20 protein-coding genes are annotated in these 23,097 nt (G+C 60.5%); 7 read left to right on the top strand and 13 right to left on the bottom strand.

Going from position 1 to position 23,097, the window contains the following annotated elements:
- Positions 1–114 precede the first annotated feature (114 nt).
- From AB4O08_RS06945 to AB4O08_RS06920, 6 genes are read left to right on the top strand one after another with little or no spacing between them, the layout of a single operon-like run.
- Complete coding sequence (locus AB4O08_RS06945) at positions 115–816, top strand: MtnX-like HAD-IB family phosphatase (protein ID WP_021492535.1); 702 nt, start codon at positions 115–117, stop codon at positions 814–816.
- Positions 809–2,203 carry an aspartate aminotransferase family protein gene (locus tag AB4O08_RS06940; RefSeq protein WP_021492534.1) on the top strand — a complete coding sequence of 465 codons (1,395 nt, stop codon included), beginning with the start codon at positions 809–811 and terminating at the stop codon, positions 2,201–2,203. Before AB4O08_RS06945 ends, AB4O08_RS06940 begins: the two co-directional genes overlap by 8 nt.
- Positions 2,200–3,150, top strand: a complete 951-nt coding sequence (locus AB4O08_RS06935; protein WP_010212779.1) for an alpha/beta hydrolase — start codon at positions 2,200–2,202, stop codon at positions 3,148–3,150. The genes AB4O08_RS06940 and AB4O08_RS06935 overlap by 4 nt, the downstream gene beginning before the upstream one ends.
- 31 nt (positions 3,151–3,181) lie before the next feature.
- A complete protein-coding gene (locus AB4O08_RS06930) occupies positions 3,182–4,306 on the top strand; it encodes a GNAT family N-acetyltransferase (RefSeq protein ID WP_460114770.1) in 1,125 nt (374 codons plus the stop codon).
- The gene (locus AB4O08_RS06925) at positions 4,306–6,075 is read left to right on the top strand and encodes a sensor histidine kinase (protein ID WP_010212774.1); all 1,770 of its coding nucleotides are present in this window, start codon (positions 4,306–4,308) and stop codon (positions 6,073–6,075) included. Before AB4O08_RS06930 ends, AB4O08_RS06925 begins: the two co-directional genes overlap by 1 nt.
- Positions 6,065–7,462 carry a sigma-54-dependent transcriptional regulator gene (locus tag AB4O08_RS06920; RefSeq protein WP_460114769.1) on the top strand — a complete coding sequence of 466 codons (1,398 nt, stop codon included), beginning with the start codon at positions 6,065–6,067 and terminating at the stop codon, positions 7,460–7,462. Before AB4O08_RS06925 ends, AB4O08_RS06920 begins: the two co-directional genes overlap by 11 nt.
- Before the next feature lie 34 nt (positions 7,463–7,496).
- On the opposite strand, the gene AB4O08_RS06915 is transcribed toward AB4O08_RS06920, so the two are convergent.
- The 11 genes from AB4O08_RS06915 to AB4O08_RS06865 all read right to left on the bottom strand — a co-directional run bounded on the left by AB4O08_RS06915 (position 7,497) and on the right by AB4O08_RS06865 (position 19,933).
- The gene (locus AB4O08_RS06915) at positions 7,497–7,826 is read right to left on the bottom strand and encodes a GlpM family protein (RefSeq protein WP_176332300.1); all 330 of its coding nucleotides are present in this window, start codon (positions 7,824–7,826) and stop codon (positions 7,497–7,499) included.
- A gap of 8 nt (positions 7,827–7,834) precedes the next feature.
- Positions 7,835–9,115 (bottom strand): two-component response regulator AauR, encoded by a 1,281-nt coding sequence (gene aauR / locus AB4O08_RS06910; RefSeq protein ID WP_231501111.1) that lies wholly within the window; start codon positions 9,113–9,115, stop codon positions 7,835–7,837.
- A 65-nt stretch (positions 9,116–9,180) separates the two neighbouring features.
- Entirely contained in the window at positions 9,181–11,082 is a 1,902-nt protein-coding gene (gene aauS / locus AB4O08_RS06905) for a two-component sensor histidine kinase AauS (protein ID WP_010212767.1), read from the bottom strand.
- 158 nt (positions 11,083–11,240) lie between these two features.
- Entirely contained in the window at positions 11,241–11,975 is a 735-nt protein-coding gene (locus AB4O08_RS06900) for an amino acid ABC transporter ATP-binding protein (RefSeq protein WP_010212765.1), read from the bottom strand.
- A complete protein-coding gene (locus tag AB4O08_RS06895) occupies positions 11,972–12,643 on the bottom strand; it encodes an amino acid ABC transporter permease (RefSeq protein ID WP_010212763.1) in 672 nt (223 codons plus the stop codon). Before AB4O08_RS06895 ends, AB4O08_RS06900 begins: the two co-directional genes overlap by 4 nt.
- Positions 12,643–13,389 carry an amino acid ABC transporter permease gene (locus tag AB4O08_RS06890; protein WP_010212762.1) on the bottom strand — a complete coding sequence of 249 codons (747 nt, stop codon included), beginning with the start codon at positions 13,387–13,389 and terminating at the stop codon, positions 12,643–12,645. Before AB4O08_RS06890 ends, AB4O08_RS06895 begins: the two co-directional genes overlap by 1 nt.
- A gap of 193 nt (positions 13,390–13,582) precedes the next feature.
- The gene (locus AB4O08_RS06885) at positions 13,583–14,509 is read right to left on the bottom strand and encodes a glutamate/aspartate ABC transporter substrate-binding protein (RefSeq protein ID WP_010212760.1); all 927 of its coding nucleotides are present in this window, start codon (positions 14,507–14,509) and stop codon (positions 13,583–13,585) included.
- A gap of 305 nt (positions 14,510–14,814) precedes the next feature.
- A complete protein-coding gene (gene glpD / locus AB4O08_RS06880; protein WP_460114768.1) occupies positions 14,815–16,353 on the bottom strand; it encodes a glycerol-3-phosphate dehydrogenase in 1,539 nt (512 codons plus the stop codon).
- 299 nt (positions 16,354–16,652) lie between these two features.
- A complete protein-coding gene (locus tag AB4O08_RS06875; protein ID WP_010212755.1) occupies positions 16,653–17,408 on the bottom strand; it encodes a DeoR/GlpR family transcriptional regulator in 756 nt (251 codons plus the stop codon).
- Positions 17,409–17,491: 83 nt separating this feature from the next.
- A complete protein-coding gene (glpK, locus tag AB4O08_RS06870; protein WP_010212752.1) occupies positions 17,492–18,997 on the bottom strand; it encodes a glycerol kinase GlpK in 1,506 nt (501 codons plus the stop codon).
- A gap of 78 nt (positions 18,998–19,075) precedes the next feature.
- The gene (locus AB4O08_RS06865; RefSeq protein ID WP_010212751.1) at positions 19,076–19,933 is read right to left on the bottom strand and encodes an MIP/aquaporin family protein; all 858 of its coding nucleotides are present in this window, start codon (positions 19,931–19,933) and stop codon (positions 19,076–19,078) included.
- 327 nt (positions 19,934–20,260) lie between these two features.
- On the opposite strand from AB4O08_RS06865, the gene ybaK reads away from it, so the two are divergent.
- Positions 20,261–20,731: a Cys-tRNA(Pro) deacylase gene (gene ybaK, locus AB4O08_RS06860; protein ID WP_010212749.1), complete on the top strand. Its 471-nt coding sequence runs from the start codon at positions 20,261–20,263 to the stop codon at positions 20,729–20,731.
- A 142-nt stretch (positions 20,732–20,873) separates the two neighbouring features.
- Here ybaK and AB4O08_RS06855 read toward each other — a convergent pair whose 3' ends face one another.
- A complete protein-coding gene (locus AB4O08_RS06855) occupies positions 20,874–21,983 on the bottom strand; it encodes an ABC transporter ATP-binding protein (protein WP_010212748.1) in 1,110 nt (369 codons plus the stop codon).
- Entirely contained in the window at positions 21,980–22,900 is a 921-nt protein-coding gene (gene argF, locus AB4O08_RS06850) for an ornithine carbamoyltransferase (RefSeq protein WP_010212747.1), read from the bottom strand. Before argF ends, AB4O08_RS06855 begins: the two co-directional genes overlap by 4 nt.
- Positions 22,901–23,097 lie beyond the last annotated feature (197 nt).

Here is a 23,097-nt window from a genome sequence, read left to right as displayed (position 1 = left end):
CGCCCTCCATGCCGAGCAAAGCCCCAGCCCCGCTGGGCCTGCGCCAGTTGGCACACTCCCTGCTCTACCCCTTGTTGCAAGCGCACACAGCGCGCTCTTCCAAGGTAAACAACGATGATCCAATGGCATATCGTGTGTGACTTCGACGGGACCATCACCCCCACCGATGTCATCGACAACGTCCTCCAACGCTTCGCCGGCCCCGAGTGGGAAACCATCGAACAGGAATGGCTGGATGGGCATATCGGTTCACGCGAATGCCTGAGCCGCCAACTGGCGCTGATCAAGGCGACCCCCTCCGAACTGTTGGCGTATTTCGACAGCGTCGAGATCGACCCGGACTTCCCGGACTTCGTCGACCACGTGATCGGCCTGGGCGCGTCCATCGAAGTGGTCAGTGATGGCATCGAGCAGGGCATCGCGCGAATCCTGTCGCGCAACTACGTGACCTTGCTGCCGATCCTCGCCAACCGCCTGCGCCAGGTCGATCAGAACAGCTGGCGCATCGACTTCCCGTATTCCAGCGATGCCTGCCGTGCCGCCTCCGGCAACTGCAAGTGCAAGTCCACCCCGCGCCACAAGCGCGTGCTGGTGATCGGCGACGGCAAGTCCGACATGTGCGTGGCCTCCACTGCCGACTTCGTGTTCGCCAAGGGCAGCCTCGCCGACTACTGCGTCGCCAACCACATTCCTCATGCGCGCTTCGACACCTTTGCCGAAGTGACGGCGCTGCTGGCTCAACTGCCACAAAGCCTCGCCGCCAACGCCACCACCTTTACTGCTGCTGACAATCAGGAACTCTTCCACCATGTCTGATATCCGTATCGCTACCGCCGAAGACCAGATCCTTCTGGATAAAGAAGCCAAATACTGCTCCTACGGCGACACCGTCCACTACATCGAACCGCCGCGTATTTTCAGCCGTTGCGAAGGCTCCTACGTGTGGGACACCGAAGACCAGGCCTACCTCGACCTGCAAATGTGGTACTCGGCGGTCAACTTCGGCTACGCCAACCCACGCCTGAACAATGCGCTGAAGCAGCAGATCGACACCCTGCCGCAGATCGCCAGCCAGTACTTGCACAAGGGCAAGATCGAGCTGTCGGAAATGATCGCGGTCGACGCCAAGAAGAAGTTCGGCCTCGACGGTCGCGTGCACTTCAACGTCGGCGGTTCGCAGTCCATCGAAGACTCCCTGAAGGTGGTGCGTAACGCCACCAACGGCAAGAGCCTGATGTTCGCCTTCGAGGGCGGCTACCACGGGCGTACCCTCGGCGCGTCGTCGATTACGTCCAGTTACCGCTACCGTCGTCGCTATGGCCACTTCGGCGAGCGCGCGCAGTTCATCCCATTCCCGTACCACTTCCGTGGCCCTAAAGGCATGACCAAGGAAGAATACGGCAGCCACTGCGTGCAGCAATTCGCCCGTCTGTTCGAGACCGAATACAACGGCGTGTGGGACCCGAAAGTCGGCCAAAGTGAGTACGCTGCGTTCTACGTCGAGCCGATCCAGGGGACCGGTGGTTATGTGATCCCGCCGATGAACTTCTACCGTGAGTTGAAGCACGTGCTGGATCAGCACGGCATCCTGATGGTCTCCGACGAAATCCAGATGGGCTTCTACCGCACCGGCAAACTGTGGTCGATCGAGCACTTCGACGTGCAACCGGACGTGATCGTGTTCGGTAAGGCGCTGACCAACGGCCTCAACCCACTGGGCGGCATCTGGGCCCGTGAAGAGTTGATCAACCCGAAGATCTTCCCGCCAGGTTCGACCCACTCCACCTTCGCCTCCAACCCGTTGGGCACGGCGGTAGGCTTGGAAATGTTCAAGATGACCAACGAAGTCGACTACGGCGCGATGGTCATGGCCAAGGGCAAGTTCTTCCTCGAAGGCCTGCAAGACCTGCAGAAACGCTTCCCGATCATCGGCGACGTCGACGGCCTGGGCCTGGCCCTGCGCTGCGAAATCTGCGGCCCGGATGGCTTCACACCGGACAAGGCGACCCTGGACTACATGGTCGAGGAAGGCATGAAGGGCGACATGGTGGTGGACGGTCAGAAGCTGGGTCTGATCCTCGACGTGGGCGGTTACTACAAAAACGTGATCACCCTGGCACCGTCCCTGGAAATCAGCTACCCGGAAATCGAACTGGGCCTGAAGCTGCTTGAGCAACTGCTGGTGCGGGCGACCAACCGGTGAACACAGTAGAGATCGACCTCGGTGAGGGTGATGCCGGTTTCGTTCTCGGTGATGGTCCGGTCGGGATCCTGTTGATCCACGGCCTGACCGGCACCCCGACGGAGTTGCGCCAGGTCGCCAAGGGCCTGGTCAAGGTGGGCAACTGCACGGTGTACGTGCCCACCCTGGCCGGGCATTGCGGCGACAACAGCGACCTGCAAGCCACCGGCTGGCGAGACTGGTACGAAGGCGTGCGCAAGACCTTCGCGGGCGTGAAGCAGCGCCATGAACAGGTGTTTGTCGGTGGCTTGTCCATGGGCGCGGTGATGTCGATGTATGTGGCCGCCGAGCACCCTGGGCAAGTCGCCGGGCTGCTGATGTATTCCACCACCTTGAAGTACGACGGTTGGAGCATCAACAAGCTGGCATTCCTCACGCCGTTGTTGATGAAAATCCCCTTCGGCGTGCATCTCTGCCGCTTCGAAGAGAAGCCGCCGTACGGCATCAAGAACGAGCGCCTGCGCGGCATCGTCGAGCGGCAGATGAAGGAAGGCGAGAGCAGCGAGGCGGGGTTGTTGACCATGGAGGGCATCACCGTGCGCGAATTGCACCGGATGAACGCTGTGGTCAAGAAGCGCATGCCGCAGATCAACGTGCCGGCGCTGGTGTTGCACTCCATCGAGGACGACATCACCAGCCGTTGGAACGCGGACTATGTGGAGCGCCATCTGGGCGGGCCCGTGACCAAGATCCTGTTGGACAACTGCTACCACATGATCACCGTCGACCTGCAATACCGCCGCGTGATCGAGTTGAGTGCCGACTTCGTCGAGCAGCACGCGGGCCTCAAACCCATGCAGGTCGAGGTGGGACTCCAGCGAGGCAGCGATGCAGGCACCTCGGTCTTTCAAATGCACCGAGGTGATGCCATCGCAGCCTCGCCGGGGCTCGACAGCTCCCACGTTTGATCGGCGCTCACCCCAGATATAAGGGAAACCTGTGATCACCACCCAAGCCTTCCCGACCATTCGGGCCATCCAGCGCAGTGCCTGGAACGACTGTTTTGCGGGAGCCCTGGAGGATTGGGACTATTACGTCGCCGTGGAGAACGCCGCCATCGAAGATTTCCAGTGGCGTTACCTGGCGGTTTACGAAGATGGAACGCTGGCGGCTGTGGCGGCGGCGTTCATCACCCATTATCGCCTCGACACGACGGTGTCGGGCGCCGGCAAGCGCGTGACCGAGCGTGTCGAGCGCTTGTGGCCGGGGCTATTGCAATTGGGGCTGTATGCCCTCGGTTCCCCGGTGGCTGAGCGTTGCGACGTCGGTTTTGCCAGTGGCGTGGCGGATGGGCGCCGACCGCTGTTGCTCAAGCACCTGCTGGCAGCCGCGCGCCAGGATGCCGATGACTTTGGTATCGGCCTGGTGGCGGTCAAGGATGCACCGAGCAAAGACCCGGATTGGGTCGAAAGTTGCCGGGCTGCTGGCTTCCAGAGCATGCCGAGCTTGCCCACGGGGGTATTGCCGCTGCCGTACGGCTCGGTGGACGCTTACTTGGGCTCCTTGGGAAAATCCACGCGCAAGGACCTGCGCCGCAAACTGCGCGCACCGGGGCCACGGGTGGAATGGCGGCGCAATATCGACGACGTGCTGCCGCAGATCATGCGCCTGTACGAGGCTACGCTGACGCGTGCCGAATTGCAGTTCGAGCGGCTGCCCGCCGGCTACTTCACCGGTGTGCTCGAACGCCTTGATGAGCGCGCGGTCTGTGTTCTTTACTGGGTGGACGAGCAACTGGTGGCGTTCAACCTGATCCTGGTGGACGAACATCGACTGGTGGACAAGTTTTTCGGGCATGACGTTGAGTTCACTCGCGACTACAACCTGTACTTCCGTAGCTGGCTGACCAATGTCGACTACTGTATTCAACACAATATTGCGGTGTATGAGTGCGGCCAGGCCGGGTATGCCAGTAAGCTACGCCTGGGCTGCGAGTTCCAAGGCAACAGCGTGTTTTTCCGCCACCGCAACCGGCTGGTCAACGGCCTGCTCAAGCTTGTAAAACTGTTTATTCGACCGGATCGTTCCGACCCTGCCATGGCTGCTGCGATAAGCGAAACCTGATGATCACCAAGACCCGCCAGAAAGCCCGCCCCTTTGCCATTTCGCGTTGGAGCGTCCAGCGCAAGCTGGTGCTGGCGTTCTGGTTGGTCAGTGTGATTCCCACCATGATCGCCGCCGAACTGGCGGCCACCACGCTGTCGCAGATCTTCGACAGCAACGTGCGCATCTGGCTGCAGGAGTCGACCAAGATCGTCAAGGACGAGATCGGCGATATCCTTCATGACAACGCACGCATGGCTAAATTGTTTTTGCGCTACACCAGCCCGCCTGCGAGCAAGCAAGCGGCCAAACACGACCGGCTGACCGCCGACATTGCCGATGCCACCGATATTGATGTGGTGGCGTTGATTCGCACCAGTGACCAAAAAATCGTGTTCAGCACCGCGGCATCCGACATCGTCAAGCAGATCAGCCTGGCCAAAAATACGGTGTTGCAGACTGTGCAGGTAGGGGGCGCGTCCACCGGCATCGTGGTCTCGACTTTCGAGACCTCCCAGGACGGCGTCGATTACGAGCTGCTGGTCGGGACTTACCTGGACAGCAGTTTCCTCACCAGCGTGGCCGACGTGCATTCCCTCGACCTGCGCCTGTACCTGGCGAACCCCGAAGGTTTCTCTGAGATTTTCTCGACCCAACGTTTTGAGGATCACCCTTCGCGCATCCCCAAGAGCGTCGAAACCGCGATGCGCGCCACCAGGCAGCCCAGCGAGCAGTTCACCAACAACTACAGCGGGTTGTACTGGCCGATCTTCAACGATGCCGGTGACCTGCAAGGTGTGATCTTCAGTGGCTTGCTGCGCCACACCAGCCTGGTGGGGCTGGTAAACCAGAGCAATCTGTTTGTGTTGATCTTCCTGCTCAGCTCGGCCTTGTCGCTGGCTGCCGGGGTACTGGTGTCGCGACGTTTGACCAAGCCGCTGCGGGACCTGTCCCAGGGCGTGAGTGCGGTGATTTCCGGCGACTATGCGCACCGCGTGGTGGTCAGCGGTGGTGATGAACTGGCGCAGTTGAGCAGTACCTTCAACCATATGACCGAGCGCCTGGGTGAGTTGCATCACCTTGAAGCGCAGCTGCGTCGACGTGATCGCCTGCATGCCCTGGGTGAAGTCGCCATGGGCCTGGCCCACGAGATCCGCAACCCGCTGGGCATCATCAAGACGGCAACGCAGTTGCTGCACCGCCGCGCCGATCTGGCGGACACCGACAAGCGCCACCTGGAATACGTGATCAGTGAAGTCAGCCGTATCAACGACCTGATCACCGAATTCCTCGACTTTGCCAAGCCCAACCCGCCGTTGCGCGTATTGCTGCCGGCGCGCCCGTTGGTGGAGGAAATCCTCGGCTTCTGCGCCCCGGAGCTGGCCACGCATACTATCGATGCGCAGATCGACGACCAGGCGCCGGGAGCGACGATCTACGCAGATGCCAAACAGCTCAAGCAGGCGTGCCTCAACCTGATTCTCAACGCCATCGACGCGATGCCCGAAGGTGGGCGCCTGACCCTGGGGATTCGCGCGGACGGCGAGAACACGGTGATCAGCATCGCCGACACCGGCCAGGGTATTCCGGCGGACATGATCGAACGCATCTTCACGCCTTTCGTTACCACCAAGGCCTCCGGCACCGGCCTGGGCCTGGCCAAAGTCTATTCGATCATGGAAAGTCACGACGGCAGCATCGAATGTGCCAGTGAAAAAGATGCCGGCGCCACCTTCAGCCTGTACATTCCGGCGAGTGGCGAAGACGACGAGGACAGTCATGACGCATAACATTCTGGTAGTCGACGACGAACCCAAGCTCTGCGACTTGCTGGCATCGGCCCTGGGGCAGAACGATGTGCAGGTGTTCATCGCCGGCAACGGCCTGCATGCGCTCAAGGTGCTGGAACAGGAAGACATCGACCTGGTGATCAGCGACTGGCGCATGCCGGGCATGGACGGTCCGGCGCTGCTGGCCGAGATCAAGGCGCGCTACCCCCATGTGCCGGTGATCGTGATGACCGCCTACAGCACGGTGAAGAACGCCGTGCAGTCGATGCGCAACGGCGCCTACGACTACATCGCCAAGCCGTTCGACATCGACGAGCTGGACATCACCGTGGCCAAGGCCCTGCAGTTTCGCGACATCATGCGCGACAACGCACGCCTGCGTGCCGAGCTGGACGAGCACGCGCAATTCGACAGCCTGGTAGGCGACAGCCCGGCGTTTCGCAAAGTGCTGCAAGCCGTGGACTCGGTGCGCGACAGCAGCGCCACCATCCTGCTGACCGGCGAAAGCGGCACCGGCAAGGAAATGGTCGCCCGCGCCATTCACAAACATGGCAGCCGTGCCGACAAACCCTTCGTGGCGGTCAATTGCGCGGCCATCCCGGAAGGGCTGCTGGAAAGCGAAATGTTCGGCCACCGCAAAGGCGCGTTCACCGGTGCCGTGGCTGACCGGGTAGGGCGCTTCCAACAGGCCGACAAAGGCACGCTGTTTCTCGATGAAGTGGGCGACATGCCCCTGGCGTTGCAGGCCAAGATCCTGCGCGCGTTGCAGGAGCGGGTGATCGAACCGGTGGGCGATCCCCGCGAGCGCAAGGTGGATGTGCGAGTGATCGCCGCGACCAACAAGAACCTGCTGGACGCGGTGGCCAACAAGGAATTTCGCGAAGACCTGTACTACCGCCTCAACGTGTTCCCGATTCCCTTGCCGTCATTGCGCGAACGGGTGGAAGACATCGCGCCCCTGGCCCGTCACTTCGCCCAGACCCTCAGCGCCACTGCCGGTAAACGCATCACCGGTTTCAGTGCTGAAGCGTTGCAGGCCATGGCGGCCTACCACTGGCCAGGCAATATTCGTGAACTGCAGAACTGCGTAGAGCGCGCGACCATTGTGGCGGCGTCGCCGGTGATCGAAGACATCGACTTGCCGGGCTACCTGTTTGCGTCCAAACCGAACCAGGGCGACGTGACGGCGATCCTCAGCGACGGGCCGGGCATTCCCCAGGACCTGGATGCGGCACTGGCGGAAGTGGAAAAGGCCTACATACTCGCGGCGTTGCAGGAGAGCAATGGCGTGCAAGCGGCGGCGGCGGCGAAGATCGGGATTTCGGAGCGCAGCTTCTGGTACCGCCTCAAGAAGCTGGGCATTCAGGTCGACAAAATAGTCCGCTGATCTTTCCGGCACACCTCAATTCAAATGTGGTGTGTCAGGTATGGACGCGTACCCAGATGCTCACTAATACGGTTGCCGCCATCAACCAGGCGACAGCCGCCACGGCCAGCGACGCCTCCAACCGCATCCGATCCACCACCACATACAACGTCGCCAAATATACAAAATACGGAATGATCGACCACATCCCGAACAGGATCGTGGTCTTCAAATCCTCCACCGAGCGGCCCTTGCCGACGATGTAATGGGCGATCAACGCAAAGGTCGGAAACAGCGGCACCAAACCAGCGATGTAGTAGTTTTTGGTCTTGGCCAGCGCGGCCAGAATCAACACCACCGCCGCGCCAAGAGCGGCCTTCAACACCAGATCCATCAGTGGCTCAACCCGTATTTTTTGACTTTATCGAACAGCGTGGTCTTGGCCATCCCCAGTTCCTGACTGGCCTGGGTCAGGTTGCCGCCGCTGCGTTGCAAGGCGTCGTTGAGCAGGTTGCGTTCGAACGCTTCCACTGCCTCGGTGAAAGCCAGGCCTTGGCTGCCGCTGCTGGTGCCGCTTTTCTTGAAGGCCGGCAGGCCGAGGGCGAAGCGTTCGGCGACGTTGCGCAGTTCACGCACGTTGCCCGGCCAGTCGTGGCTCATCAGGCTCGACAGGGTCTGGTTGTCCAGCTCCGGCACACTGCGGTCAAAACGCAGCGACGACTGCTGAAGGAAATGTTCGAACAGCTGCAGGATGTCTTCGCGGCGCTCGCGCAACGGCGGCAGCTCCAGGGTCACCACGTTGAGGCGATAGTACAGGTCGCTGCGGAACTGATTGGCACGGCTCAGTTCATCGAGGTCAGACTTGGTGGCGGCGATCACCCGGCAATCCACCGCCACGCTCTGGTTCGACCCCAGGCGTTCCAGGGTACGCTCCTGCAAAACTCGCAGTAGCTTGATCTGCAGGTTGATCGGCATGCTTTCCACTTCATCGAGGAACAGCGTGCCTTCGTGGGCGTGTTCGATCTTACCGATACGACGTTTGCCGGCGCCGGTGAAGGCATTGGCTTCGTGACCGAAAATCTCGCTTTCGAACAGGTTCTCCGGTAGGCCGCCGCAGTTCAGCGCGACGAACTGGTGAGCATGACGCCGGCTGAAATCATGCAGGCAGCGCGCAACCAGTTCCTTGCCGGTGCCAGTCTCGCCTTCGATCAGCACGTTGGCCGAGGTGTCGGCCACGTTGGCGATCAGCTCGCGCAGGTTCTGCATGGCCGGTGAGCGGCCGATGATGCGGCCTTCCAGCGAATCGCGCTCGGCCAATTGGCGGCGCAGCGACCAGACTTCCCTCGCCAGTCCGCGCTGTTCAAGGGCGCGGCGGGCCACGTCCACCAAGCGTTCGGGGGAGAAGGGTTTTTCCATGAAGTCATAGGCGCCGTTGCGCATGGCGCCGACGGCCATGGAGATGTCGCCGTGCCCGGTGATCAGCACCACCGGCAAGCTTTTATCCAAAGCCTTGAGACGGGTGAGCAGCTCCAGGCCGTCAATGCCGGGCAAGCGGATGTCGCTGATCACAATGCCGGCGAAGTTCTCGCCGATGCGCTTCAACGCCTCTTCAGCGCTGCCTACGCCGACACTGGGAATGTCTTCCAGGGCCAGGGCCTGCTGGCAGCCGAGCAGTACATGGGGGTCGTCTTCGACGATCAGCACCGTGAGCTCGTCTTTAATGGCTTTAGCGTCTGTATTCATGTCGACTCAGCTTTTTGAGCGCCCGCCAACGGCAGGCACAAGACAAAGGCCGTTCCACCACTGGCCGGGTGTTCCACGGCAAGGTTGCCGCCGGTGGCCGCCGCCAGGCTGGCGGAGAGGGTCAGGCCCAGGCCCAGGCCTTGCTCGCCGGGCTTGGTGGTGAAGAACGGTTCAAACAAATGCTTGCGCGCCTCCGGGTCGATACCGTGGCCATTGTCGCGCACGTGCAGGCGGTATTTACCGTCGGCGCTGCTGCCTTCCAGCCACAGCTCGGGAGCCGGCTGAGCCTGCATAGCGTCGAGGGCATTGCCGATCAGGTTGACCAGGATCTGCTCCAGGCGCGTCTGGTCGATTTGCAATTGCGCGTGGGAAAAGTCGCGGTGCAGGGTCAGCGGTAGGCTGTCCAGGCGTGCGCCGAGTACTTGGAAAGCCGCGTCTACCGCTTTGGCCAGGCTGGCTTCGCCCTGGTCATCGCCGCGCCGGGCGAAGGAGCGCAGGCTGGCGGTGATGCGACCCATGCGGTCGATCAGTTCGTTGATGGTTTTGAGGTTGGCACTGGCGGTGTCCAGGGCGCCGCGCTCCAGGAAGCGTACGGTGTTGCCGGACAGGGTGCGCAGGGCTGCCAGGGGCTGGTTCAATTCGTGGGCGATGCTGGTCGACATCTGGCCGATGGCCGCCAGCTTGCCGGCCTGCACCAGTTCATCCTGGGCGCGGCGCAGCGTCTCCTCGGCCTGGCGCCGTTCGCGGATCTGGCCCTTGAGCCGTTCGTTGCTGGCACGCAGGTCGGCGGTGCGTTCGGCAATCCGTCGTTCCAGCTGGCTGTTGGCTTCCTGCAGGGCTTCCCGCGCGGCGAGGCGGGTGGCGATGACTTTGCGTCGCTCGTTCCAGGCAATCAGCAAAAACGCCACCAGGCCAAACGCGACGGCCACCAAAATGCCTTGGTTGATCGCCGCACGGCGCAGGTCGTTGAGCGGGGTGAGCAGGGTGAAATTCCAGGGTGTGTCATTCAGCGGGCGGGTTTGCGCCAGGTAGCTGACTTCGTGCTCGTCGTTCACCACTTCGCTGTTGGCCGGGAAGGTCAGTTTCTCGGTACCTTCGTTGAGGCGCTCGCGGGCCAGGGGTTCCAGCTCGTTCAACGTCGCCCAGTAGTATTGCAGGCTGTGGGCCAGGCGTTCCTTGACGTCATCGCTCAGCGGACGCACAGCCTTGAGGCGGCGGGCCGGGTCGCTGGAGAGGATGATGATGCCGTTCTCGTCGCTCACAAAGGCTTCGAGGCGCGCGCGTTGCCAGCGTTCCTCCAGGGCTTCGAGGCGCACCTTGACCACGGCGACGCCGATGATCTTGCCATGCTCTTCCAGGCCGTGGGCCAAGTAGTAGCCGGGTTCGCCGTTGGTGCTGCCGATGCCGTAGAAACGGCCAGGCTGGCCACGCACGGCGTTCTGGAAATAGGCGCGGAAGGACAGGTCTTCACCCTGGTAACTGTCGGCATCACGCCAGTTACTGGTGGCCAGCACGCGGCCGGTGGTGTCCATCACGTAGATGGCCCGGCTGCGACTGCGTCGGTTCAGGCCTTCGAGGTAATCGTTGACGGTCTTGCGGGTTTCCTGATTGGGGTCGGCCAGCAGCGCGGACACGCTGGACTCCAGTTCCAACAGGCTGGGCAAGTAGGTGTATTTGCTCAGTTCGCTTTCGACGGTGCGGGCATGCAGCTCCAGCTGGCGTTCGCCAGTGTCGCTGAGGGTGCGGATGCCGTAGTACTCGCTGACCCAGAAGCCGATATAACCCAGGCCGATCATCAGGGCGATGATCAACGGCGGCAGGAACAGTTGGCGGATCAGGCGTGGTTTCACGGCAAGTGATGGCGGTGCGGCGCGAAATTGGTTGGGGTCGCATTTCATCACAGATGCCTTGGGTCAGCTACCGCTCACCCTTCCTGTAGGAGCGAGCTCGCTCGCGAAAAAACCAAGGGCACCGCGTTCATCCAGGATGTGCGCGTCATCGTTGCCGTTTTTCGCGTGCAAGCTCGCTCCTATAGGAGGAGCAAGCTGTGGCTTTTTTAGTGCTGCAGGATTTTCTCAAGGAAGTGCTGCGCGCGTTCGGAGCGGGCGCTGATGTCGCCGAAAAACTCTTCTTTCGGGCAGTCTTCGATGATCTTGCCGGCGTCCATGAAGATCACGCGGTCGGCCACTTTGCGGGCGAAGCCCATTTCGTGGGTCACGCACATCATGGTCATGCCTTCTTGGGCCAGCTGCACCATTACGTCGAGTACTTCGTTGACCATTTCCGGATCGAGGGCCGAGGTCGGTTCGTCGAACAGCATGACGATCGGGTCCATGGCCAGGGCGCGGGCAATTGCCACACGTTGTTGCTGGCCGCCGGAAAGCTGGCCCGGGTGCTTGTGGGCGTGTGCCGACAGGCCCACACGCTCAAGCAGTTGCAGGCCTTTCTTGGTCGCTTCTTCCTTGCTGCGACCGAGTACCTTGATCTGCGCGATGGTCAGGTTCTCGGTGATGGTCAGGTGCGGGAACAGCTCGAAGTGCTGGAACACCATGCCCACGCGCGAACGCAGCTGCGGCAGGTTGGTCTTCGGGTCGGCGATGGAGGTGCCGTCGACCACGATGTCGCCCTTCTGGAACGGTTCCAGCGCGTTGACGCACTTGATCAGGGTGGACTTACCCGAGCCCGACGGCCCGCACACCACGATCACTTCGCCTTTTTTGACATCGGTGCTGCAATCGGTCAGCACCTGGAAGTCGCCATACCACTTGTTGATATTCTTGATAGAGATCATACGGCAAACCTTTTTTGCAGACGCTTGACCAGCAGCGAGGCGGAAAAGCTGATGATGAAGTAGACGACACCGGCGAAGATCAAGAACTCATTGGAGCGGCCGATGATGTCGCCGTTGGAGCGGGCGGAGTTGAGGAAGTCCACCAGGCCCACGGTGTAGACCAGCGAGGTGTCCTGGAACAGGATGATCGACTGTTGCAGCAGCAACGGGGTCATCTTGCGGAACGCCTGGGGCAGGATGATCAGGCGCATGGTCTGGCCGTAGGTCATGCCCATGGCCTGTGCTGCTGCCATCTGGCCTTTGGGGATCGACTGCACGCCGGCCCGTACGATCTCGCAGAAGTACGCGGCTTCGAACATCATGAAGGCCACGACGCAGGAGGTGAACGCACCGATCGGGGTGTCTTCGCCGGTGATCCAGCGCAATACGAACGGCACCGCCAGGTAGAACCAGGTGATCACCAGCAGCAGCGGGATCGAGCGGAAGTAGTTCACATAAGCGCCGGCCACGCGGGACAGCAGTTTGCTGGACGACAGGCGCATCAGCGCCAGGACCGTACCCAGCGCAATGCCGCCGACTACGCCCATGACCATCAACTGCAAGGTCATGACCATGCCGTTCCACAGGCCTGGGATAGCGGGGATGATGCCGCTGAAATCGAAGTCCATTATTTACCCCCCACGGAGATCAGGCCGGGCACTGCGACTTTCTTCTCGACCAGGCGCATGAGCAGCATCAGGCTCATGTTCAGGGTGAAATAGATCAGCGTGGCCAGGGTGAAGGCTTCAAACAGGTTGGCCGAGAACTCGGCGGTCTGTTTGGTTTGCGCCAGCAGTTCCATCAGGCCGATCAAGGACGCCACGGAGGAGTTCTTGAAGACGTTGAGGAATTCCGAGGTGAGCGGTGGAATGATGATTCGGTAGGCCTGCGGCAGCAGCACGTTCCAATAGATCTGCGGCAGCTTGAAGCCCATGGCGCGCGCGGCGGATTCCTGGCCGCGTGGCAGCGCCTGGATACCGGTACGCACCTGCTCACACACACGGGCGGCGGTGAACAGGCCCAGGCACACGACAACGCTCAGGTAGGCCGAGGTGGTCGGGTTGAGGTCTTGTTTGTACCAGTCCTGCAGGTTCTGCGGCAGCATGTCGGGTACCAGGAAGTACCAGATGAACAGCTGCACCAGCAACGGCACGTTACGAAACAGTTCCACGTAGCAGGTCGCGATGCCCGATACGATGCGGTTTGGCACGGTGCGCATGACGCCCAGAATGGACCCCAGCAGCAAGGCGATAATCCATGCCACGACAGCGATGGCGATGGTCCAGCCCAAGCCGGCGATGTACCAGTCGAGATAAGTCTCGCTGCCCACGCCAGTGGACTTGAAGAACACGCCCCAGTCCCAGTTGTAATTCATTAGGGTCTCCCCTCGAAATCGATCGATGTACAAGCACCCGCTTGGGGAAGATCCTTTCCCGCCTGACGGTGAACGCCAGGCACACACGATCGGCTCGAAAACCGCCAGGTCGAGTGTTCCAATTAAAGCCAGCAGGTAGTAACAGACGCCTGAGGGAGGGTTGGCTCCCTCAGGAGATAAGCTTAGTCAGGTATCAGATTTTTACGTCAGGCGCTGGCTTGTCGCTTGGGTTGGCGATCAGCTCCTTCACCTTGTCGCTCATCGGGAAGTTCAGGTTCAGGCCTTTTGGTGGGATCGGGCTCTCGAACCACTTGCTGTAGATCTTGTTGATTTCGCCGGATTTGTACAGGGCAACGATGGCGTCATCGACCGCTTTCTTGAAGGCCGGGTCGTCTTTACGCACCATGCATGCGTAGGCTTCGAAGGACTGCGGAGTACCGGTGATGACCCAGTCGTCCGGCTTCTTGGCCTTGGCTTCTTCACCGGCCAGCAGGGCGTCGTCCATCATGAAGGCAACGGCGCGGCCGCTTTCCAGCATCTGGAAGGATTCGCCATGGTCTTTGGCGGAGATGACGTTCATGCCCATTTGCTTGTCGGCGTTCATCGCTTTGATGATGCGCTCGGACGTGGTGCCGGCGGTGGTCACGACGTTCTTGCCTTTCAGGTCGGCAAAGTCAGCGTAGGACGGCTTGCCATCCTTGTCTTTCTTGACCAGCAGACGGGTGCCGATTTCGAAGATGTTGACGGTGAAATCAACTTGCTGGGCGCGTTCGGCGTTGTTGGTGGTGGAGCCGCACTCGAGGTCCGCGGTGCCGTTCTGGATCAGCGGAATACGGGTTTGCGAAGTGACCAGGTTGTACTTGGCTTTCAAGTCGGGTTTGTTCAGGTCTTTTTTCAGTTGCTCGACGACGGCCAACTGAATGTCGTGGGAGTAGCCCACGGGTTTGCCCGAACCATCCGCGATGTAGGAAAACGGAATGGAGCTGTCGCGGTGAGCGAGAGTGATGGTGCCGGAGTCGTTGATCTTTTTCAGCGTGCCGGTGAGTTCGGCGGCGAAAACTGGAGTGCTGATCAGAGCAGCAGCGATAGCTGCGCCCAGAATATGGGGAACGATGCGCATCAATACTTCCTCGACATTTGTTTTTTTTATGAAGCCGGCTAAACGGCTCTCTTGTACAGCGAATGCCCGTGACGGCTCCTGAAGCGTTCCAGGCAATCGTCCAAGAGTGTAGAGCATGAGTCGTGCCAGGCCCGAGATAAAAGGTTAACTCTATGATTTATAGGGTGATTAAGTTTGTGTGACGATGTTTTTTCAGGACTGAGGTCCGGCAAACCGAATAGATGGCACTGTGACGTTCGGAAAACCGAATGCGAAAAAAAGCCCCTGAGCCTTTCAGCGCAGGGGCTTTTTATAGTAGCGATCCGTCAGGCGGCTTCGATCTTGCTGCGATTCTGCTCAACGGTCGACAAGTAGCGCTGCACGTTGGCCTGTTCTGCCGGCGTGGTGAATAGACCCAGCTTGGTGCGGCGCCACAGCACGTCCTGAGGCTGGGTCGCCCATTCCTCAGCGCACAGGTAATCAACCTCACGGGTATAGAGGCCACCGCCCAGGTGTTCGCCCAGGTCCGCCAACGACTGCACGCCTTCCAGCAAGCGCCAGGTGCGGCTGCCGTAGGTGGTGGACCAGCGGCGCGCGATCTCACTTGGCACCCAGTCGAATTTGCTGCGAATGGCCTCGGCCAGGGCCTCTGGCGTGGTCATGTCTTCGCCGCCAGGCAGGCTGGCCTTGGCGGTCCAGCTTGGGCGCATCTGAGTGAAATACGGTGCCAACTGCGCCATCGCCGATTCGGCAAGCTTGCGATACGTGGTCAACTTGCCGCCAAACACCGACAGGATCGGCGCTTCGCCTGTGCCGCCGGACAGTGCCAGGGTGTAGTCGCGGGTAATGGCCGACGGGTTGTCCGATTCGTCGTTGCACAGTGGACGCACGCCGGAGTAAGTGTGGACGATGTCGTCGCGGCTCAGTTGTTTCTTGAAGTGCGCGTTGACCACCTTGAGCATATAGTCCGTTTCACCTTCGGTGATCGCCACTTTTGCTGGGTCACCGGTGTATTCGCGGTCGGTGGTGCCGATGATGGTCAAGTGGTTCAGGTACGGAATGGTGAAGACGATGCGTTGGTCTTCGTTCTGCAGGATGTGCGCGTGGGCGCCTTCGTACAGTTTCGGTACGATCAGGTGGCTGCCCTGGATCAGGCGGATGCCGTAAGGCGAATCCTGCTTCAGATCGTCCTTGATGAACTTGGCGACCCATGGGCCGGCGGCGTTCACCAATGCGCGGGCACGGATTGAGAACAGGCTGCCATCGGCGCGTTCCATGTTCATTTCCCACATGCCGTTGCTGCGGTGTGCGCTGATGCAGCGGGTCTGGGTGTGGATGTGCGCCCCTTTTTCACGGGCGGCCATGGCGTTCAGCACGACGAGGCGGGCGTCATCGACCCAGCAGTCGGAGTATTCGAAGCCCTTGGTGATTTCGCTTTTCAGCGGGCTGTCGGGGCCGAACCTCAGGCTTTTGGAACCCTCAAGTTTTTCGCGCTTGCCGAGGTTGTCGTAGAGGAACAGGCCGGCGCGGATCATCCATGCCGGACGCAGGTGTGGGCGATGCGGCAACACGAAGCGCATCTGCTTGACGATGTGCGGGGCCTTGGCCAGCAGCACTTCACGTTCGGCCAGCGCTTCGCGCACCAGGCGGAATTCATAATGTTCGAGGTAGCGCAGGCCGCCGTGGATCAGCTTGCTGCTGGCGGATGAGGTGTGGCTGGCCAGGTCGTCCTTTTCGCAAAGGAATACCGACAAACCGCGACCGGCTGCGTCCGCTGCAATGCCGACGCCATTGATCCCGCCGCCGATAACGGCAACGTCATAGACTTCGGCAAGCGGTGGAGCAGGCAAGGTGGAAGGGTTCATCGGCTGGCCTCGCGATTTTTTCGTCTTGGAATTCGAACATTAATGTTCATTTGCGAAAATGGTAGCTGATAAACGCGCGCGCAGCCAGCCGACTTCGATTGAAAAAACTCATCGAAGGGCGGGAAAAGGAAAATTTGTGAACATGAGCCGGGGACAGGCTTGAGGAAATGGGGGGATAGATAGCCTTCGCGAGCAAGCCCGCTCCCACATTGACCGAGTTCCAGCATGAGAATCCGGTCAAATGTGGGAGCGGGCTTGCTCGCGAAGGCGGCGGTACAGGCGCCAGAGATATCCAGTGTTTAAACCACTTCCAACCGAACCTTGTGCTGATTCAATAACTGCACCAACGCCGGCACGGGCTGTTGATCGGTCACCAGGCAATCCACCAGGCTGATCGGGCCCAGTCGAATCATGGCATTGCGCCCGAATTTGCTGGAGTCTGCCGCCAGGATCACCTGACGCGCATTGGCGATGATCGCCTGGGAAACCCGCACTTCCTGGTAGTCGAAATCCAGCAGGCTGCCGTCTTCATCGATACCACTGATGCCCACCAGAGCAAAGTCGACCTTGAACTGGTTGATGAAGTCGACACTCGCCTGGCCCACCACGCCGCCGTCACGGCGCACGTTACCGCCGGTCAGCAGCACGTCGAAGTCGTCCTTGGCACTGAGCATGGTGGCGACGTTGAGGTTGTTGGTGATGATTTTCAGGTGATTGTGGTTGAGCAACGCACGGGCGATGGATTCGGTGGTGGTACCGATATTGATGAACAGCGAGGCGTGATCGGGGATCTGCGCGGCAATCGCTTCGCCAATACGCTGTTTCTCGTCGCGCATCTGGTCAGCACGCATGGCGTACGCAGTGTTCTCGACACTGGAGTCATAGGCCGCGCCACCGTGGTAGCGGCGCAGCAGATTGGCATCCGCCAGCTGGTTGATATCGCGGCGGATGGTTTGCGGGGTGACAACGAACAGCTGCGCCATTTCCTCGATGCTGACGTAGCCGCGTTCGCGGACCAACTCGAGGATTTGTTGTTGGCGGGGAGGCAGATTCATGGGGCGTCCTTTGGGCTGCCATACAAAAGTGGCCCATGATGACGCAGGAATCCGCTCCCTGCCAGTTACAACCGGATGTTGGCTTATTCAGCCCCTTCGTGGGGCTCCCAGTCACGGGTGCGGCTGACTGCTTTTTGCCAGCCGGCATAGAGCTTTTCTTTGGCCGCTTCGTCCAACTGCGGTTCGAATTCGCGCTCGATAACGGCCTTGCCGCGCAACTCTTCCAGGCTGCCCCAGAAGCCGCACGCCAGGCCTGCCAGGTAGGCCGCGCCCAGTGCGGTGGTCTCGCGCATTTGCGGGCGCTCGACCTGGGTGCCGAGGATGTCGGCCTGGAATTGCATCAGGAAGTTGTTGGCCACTGCGCCGCCGTCCACGCGCAGGGCTTTGAGGCGTTCGCCCGAATCCTGTTGCATGGCGTCGAGTACATCGCGGGTCTGGTAGGCAATCGACTCCAGGGCTGCACGAATAATGTGGTCCACGCGTACGCCGCGGGTCAGACCGAACAGTGCGCCACGGGCGTAGGGGTCCCAGTACGGGGCGCCCAGGCCGGTGAAGGCGGGCACCAGGTACACGCCGTTGCTGTCCTTGACCTTGCCCGCGAAGTATTCGGTGTCGTGGGCGTCGTTGATGATTTTCAACTCATCACGCAGCCACTGCACGGTGGAACCACCATTGAACACGGCGCCTTCCAGAGCGTAGGCCACTTCGCCACGCGGGCCGCAAGCAATGGTAGTGAGCATGCCGTGCTTGGATTTAACCGCTTTGTCGCCGGTGTTCATCAACAGGAAGCAGCCGGTGCCGTAGGTGTTCTTGGCTTGGCCGGCTTCGACGCACATCTGGCCGAACAGCGCGGCCTGCTGGTCACCGGCGATACCGCCGATGGCAATGCCGCTTTTGGTGCGGCCGTAGATTTCGGAGGAAGACTTCACTTCCGGCAACATCTCGCGCGGGATGTCGAGGATTTCCAGCATCTTCGCATCCCACTCCAGGGTGTGGATGTTGAAGAGCATGGTGCGCGAGGCGTTGGTGTAGTCGGTGACGTGGGTCTTGCCGCCGGTAAATTTCCAGATCAGCCAGCTGTCGACGGTGCCGAACAGCAGTTCGCCGTTGCGCGCACGCTCGCGGCTGCCTTCGACGTTGTCGAGGATCCACTTGAGCTTGGTGCCGGAGAAGTAAGGGTCGGTAACCAGACCGGTGGTGTCGCTGATGTACTGCTCGTGGCCATCGCGCTTGAGCTGCTGGCAGATCTCGGTGCTGCGGCGGCACTGCCAGACGATCGCGTTGTAGATCGGGCGACCGGTGACCTTATCCCACACCACGGTGGTTTCACGCTGGTTGGTGATGCCGATGGCCGCGACCTGATCATGGTGCAGGCCGGCCTGGGCCAGGGCTTCGACCATCACGGCGCTCTGGGTGGCGAAGATTTCCATCGGGTCATGTTCGACCCAGCCTGCTTGTGGGTAATGCTGGGCGAATTCACGCTGGGCAGTGCAGACCACGTTGGCGTCACGATCAAAGATGATCGCCCGGGAACTGGTGGTGCCTTGGTCAAGGGCGATGATGTAGTTCTTATTCTGAATATCGGTCATGTCGAATGCCTTGGAAAATAAGAAAATCGGTAATCAGCCTGGGCCGCAAAAAGGGCAGGTGCGTCCAGGCTGGCGCTATCAGGAAATACGGGTCTTGCCGTTGACAGCCGTGTCAGGTGTTTCTTCATCTATAGCAGGTGCGGCGCTCGGCAGATGACGGGCAATCAGCCCGCGATAGGCTGCAGCACCGAGGCATGCGCCAACGATCGGCGCGAAAATCGGCACCAGGAAGTAAGGAATATCGCGGCCACCGGTAAAGGCCATTTCACCCCAGCCCGCGAAAAAGGTCATCAGCTTGGGCCCGAAATCCCGCGCGGGGTTCATCGCAAAGCCTGTCAACGGGCCCATGGCGCTGCCGATCACCGCGATCAGCAGGCCGATCAGCAGCGGGGCCAGCGGGCCGCGGGGCAGGCCGTTGTTGTCGTCGGTCAGGGCCATGATCACGCCCATCAGGATGGCAGTGATGACCATTTCCACCAGGAACGCCTGGGCGGTGCTCAGCAGTGCATGGGGGTAAGTAGAGAACACCGACGCCAACTCCAGGCTGGCCTGGGAGCCGCGGACCATGTGGTGGGTTTGTTCGTAATCGAAAAACAGGTTGCTGTAGAGCGTGTACACCAAGGCCGCCGAGCAGAAGGCGCCGGCAATCTGGGCAAGGATATAGAAGGGCAGTTTGCGCTTGTCGAAGTCAGCGAAAATACACAGGGCAATACTGACGGCGGGGTTAAGGTGGGCCCCGGAAATCCCGGCGCTCAGGTAGATCGCCATGCTGACGCCGACCCCCCAGATGATACTGATCTCCCACAAGCCAAAGCTGGCACCCGCGACCTTGAGCGCAGCGACACATCCTGTACCGAAGAAGATCAGAAGCGCAGTCCCCAGAAATTCGGCCATGCATTGGCTCGAAAGTGAAGGTTGTTGAAGAGCAGTTGTCATGGAAAACCTCAGTTGTTGTTCTTGTCTGGCGCACAACCTCAACGGATTGTTGCGCGATTTTCACCGTGGCAAGGATCCCCATCCCGGTCACGGCTTACTGCTTCGGTGCTGCAGGTGTATTCCTACAGTATTCGGAAACGAAAAAATATAGACAAGAATGACGGCTGTCAAAGGTCGAAAGTGAACTGCCAGTCACTTTCAAACTATTGGTCTGGTGAATGATCACGCTTGCCACAAGGTGCCTGCACCTTAAGAGTGGGCGGACTAGAGCGTTTTGCGTGGGCTTGGCCTAGAATTGGCCATCTGTTTGCCACGCCCGGAGACGTCATGACCCCCGCATTGGACCTGTTGAAAAAAGTTCGCGCCGAACATCGTATCCACAGTTATGAACACGACCCGAAGGCGGCTTCCTATGGGCTGGAGGCCGCGGAAAAGTTGGGGCTCGATCCGGCGCAAGTGTTCAAGACCTTGTTGGCGAGCAGCGAGAAGGGCGAATTGTTGGTGGCGGTGGTGCCGGTCGTCGGAAGTCTGGATCTGAAGGCCCTGGCTCACGCTGCGGGCGTCAAGAAAGTCGAAATGGCCGACCCGGCGGCAGCGCAGCGTTCAACCGGTTACCTGTTGGGCGGCATCAGTCCGTTGGGGCAGAAGAAGCGATTGCGCACGTTTATCGATGTGACGGCTGAGCCGTTTGCGACGATTTTTGTCAGTGCGGGGAGGCGAGGGTTGGAAGTGGAGTTGCCGGCGGCGGTGTTGGCTGAGCATACCCAGGCCAAATTCGCGCCGATTGGCCGGGCCTGAATCTCGTTTGAAACGCATGAAATCAAAATGTGGGAGCGGGCTTGCTCGCGAATGCGGTGTATCAGTCAAAGATGTGCTGACTGAATCTCCGCATTCGCGAGCAAGCCCGCTCCCACATGGTTAAGCCGGTTTCGTCAGCTATTCAGTGGGCGGGGCTGTGGCGCCGCACGCCGGACTCGCTCTGAGGAATCTGCGCGGCGGTGCTGCCTGAGGCCTGAAACAGCACCAAGTGTTCGGCCGCCACACGGATCCCCACATCCGCGCCGACCTGATGATCGGCATGGCTGGGGAAAATCGACTCCAATAGCGCGCCGGTCGGCAGTTGCAGGCGGTACAAGGTCGACGCGCCAAGAAAGGTCTTGCCGATGATCCGCGCTTTCAACGCGCTGTCAGGCGCGTAGACGATATCGTCCGGGCGCAGCAGCACATCCACTGCGCCGCCGATAGGCCAGGTGTAGGCGCGGTTGCCGCGCAACTCGCCCAGTTCGGTGCTGACCGATTCCGGCGAACTCAATTGGCCACGGATGAAGTAACCCTGGCCGATAAAGCTGGCAACGTAAGGCGTCTGCGGTTCGTGATAGAGGTTGTAGGGCGTGTCCCACTGCTCAAGACGGCCCTCCTTGAAAACCCCGACCTGGTCGCTGACGGCAAAGGCCTCCTCCTGGTCGTGGGTCACCAGGATCGCACTGGTGCCGCGTGCCTTGAGGATGTCGCGCACCTCATGACTGAGCTTGCGGCGCAGTTCGCCGTCCAGGTTGGAAAACGGCTCATCCAGCAGCAACAGGGCCGGTTCCGGCGCCAGGGCGCGGGCGAGGGCGACGCGTTGTTGCTGGCCGCCGGAAAGCTCATGGGGGAAACGCTTGCCCAGGTTCTTCAGGTTGACCAGCTCCAGCAACTCGGCCACCACGCGGTCTTTCTGCGGGTGTTTGCGAATACCAAAGGCGATGTTGTCGGCCACGCTCAGGTGAGGAAACAGCGCGTAGTCCTGGAACACCATGCCAATACGGCGTTTTTCCGGTGCCAGGGTGAAACCGGCACTGGAAATCACTTCGCCCGCGAGGCTGATCTCGCCATCGTGTACCGGCTCAAACCCGGCAATCGCGCGTAATGTGGTGGTCTTGCCGCAACCCGAAGAGCCCAACAGGCAGCCAATGTCACCGGCATTGAGGTGCAGGTTGAGATTCTGCACCACCCGTTGATCTTGATAGCCGCATGCCAGATTGCGCAGGTTCAGCAGTAATGAATGGCTCATGCGTGGTGGTACGACGGCGGAACGAGGAATTCGAGCAGCGCTTTTTGCGCATGCAAGCGGTTTTCAGCCTGGTCCCAAGCGACCGAGCGTGGGTCGTCGAGCAGGTCGGTGCTGATCTCTTCGCCACGGTGGGCCGGCAGGCAGTGCATGAACAGCACGTCTGGCGCGGCCAGGTCGAGCAGGGCGCGGGTCACCTGGTACGGGGCGAACAGGGCCAGGCGCTTGGCGGTTTCGTCTTCCTGGCCCATGGAGGTCCAGACGTCGGTGCTCACCAGGTGTGCGCCGATCACGGCGTCACGCGGGTCGCGGACAAGGGTCACGCGGTCGCCGGCCTGTGCCAGGAAGCGCGCGTCAGGCTCGTAGCCTTCCGGGCAGGCAACGCGCAGTTGGAAATCGAACTGGATCGCCGCTTCTATATAGCTATTGCACATGTTGTTGCCGTCGCCGATCCAGGCCACGGTCTTGCCCTGGATCGAGCCTCGGTGCTCAAGGAAGGTCTGCATGTCAGCCAGCAATTGGCACGGGTGCAGATCGTCGGACAGGCCGTTGATCACCGGTACGCGGGAGTTGGCGGAAAATTCGGTCACAGTGCTATGGGCAAAGGTACGGATCATCACGGCGTCGAGCATGCTCGACATCACCTTTGCGCTGTCGGCGATCGGCTCGCCACGACCCAGTTGGGTGTCGCGCGAAGACAAGAAGATGGCTTGGCCACCCAGTTGGATCATGCCGGCTTCGAACGACACGCGGGTGCGGGTCGACGACTTCTCGAAGATCATGCCGAGCACGCGGTTTTTCAAAGGCTCGAACAGTACGCCGCGGTTACGCAGGTCTTTAAGCTCAATGCCTCGACGGATCACGCTGACCAGCTCTTCGGGCGTGCAATCCATCAGGGAGAGAAAGTGCCTTGCGCTCATCATTAACTACCTTTTTGCAACAGACCGCAGATACTCAAAGCCTTGTTTATTGTGACAACGGGCGAGACCTGCGGCGAAAGCCGCACGGGGCGACGAAATAGGGGAAGGCGCGATCTTATAATTAAATGTCGCGTCTTACCAATAGGGCTACGGTTTTTAAGGGTGTTCAAGAAGGGCGCCGGAGCGCTTTTGAAGAC

Source organism: Pseudomonas sp. H3_E07 (assembly GCF_054668895.1).
This window is presented reverse-complemented; position numbering and strand designations above follow the sequence as displayed.

Coding starts and splice junctions, on each gene's coding strand:
- AB4O08_RS06945 (WP_021492535.1), top strand. CDS start 115: ATGATCCAATGGCATATCGTGTGTGACTTCGACGGGACCATCACCCCC.
- AB4O08_RS06940 (WP_021492534.1), top strand. CDS start 809: ATGTCTGATATCCGTATCGCTACCGCCGAAGACCAGATCCTTCTGGAT.
- AB4O08_RS06925 (WP_010212774.1), top strand. CDS start 4,306: ATGATCACCAAGACCCGCCAGAAAGCCCGCCCCTTTGCCATTTCGCGT.
- AB4O08_RS06920 (WP_460114769.1), top strand. CDS start 6,065: ATGACGCATAACATTCTGGTAGTCGACGACGAACCCAAGCTCTGCGAC.
- aauS (WP_010212767.1), bottom strand. CDS start 11,082: ATGAAATGCGACCCCAACCAATTTCGCGCCGCACCGCCATCACTTGCC.
- AB4O08_RS06900 (WP_010212765.1), bottom strand. CDS start 11,975: ATGATCTCTATCAAGAATATCAACAAGTGGTATGGCGACTTCCAGGTG.
- AB4O08_RS06895 (WP_010212763.1), bottom strand. CDS start 12,643: ATGGACTTCGATTTCAGCGGCATCATCCCCGCTATCCCAGGCCTGTGG.
- AB4O08_RS06890 (WP_010212762.1), bottom strand. CDS start 13,389: ATGAATTACAACTGGGACTGGGGCGTGTTCTTCAAGTCCACTGGCGTG.
- AB4O08_RS06885 (WP_010212760.1), bottom strand. CDS start 14,509: ATGCGCATCGTTCCCCATATTCTGGGCGCAGCTATCGCTGCTGCTCTG.
- glpD (WP_460114768.1), bottom strand. CDS start 16,353: ATGAACCCTTCCACCTTGCCTGCTCCACCGCTTGCCGAAGTCTATGAC.
- AB4O08_RS06875 (WP_010212755.1), bottom strand. CDS start 17,408: ATGAATCTGCCTCCCCGCCAACAACAAATCCTCGAGTTGGTCCGCGAA.
- glpK (WP_010212752.1), bottom strand. CDS start 18,997: ATGACCGATATTCAGAATAAGAACTACATCATCGCCCTTGACCAAGGC.
- AB4O08_RS06865 (WP_010212751.1), bottom strand. CDS start 19,933: ATGACAACTGCTCTTCAACAACCTTCACTTTCGAGCCAATGCATGGCC.
- ybaK (WP_010212749.1), top strand. CDS start 20,261: ATGACCCCCGCATTGGACCTGTTGAAAAAAGTTCGCGCCGAACATCGT.
- AB4O08_RS06855 (WP_010212748.1), bottom strand. CDS start 21,983: ATGAGCCATTCATTACTGCTGAACCTGCGCAATCTGGCATGCGGCTAT.
- argF (WP_010212747.1), bottom strand. CDS start 22,900: ATGAGCGCAAGGCACTTTCTCTCCCTGATGGATTGCACGCCCGAAGAG.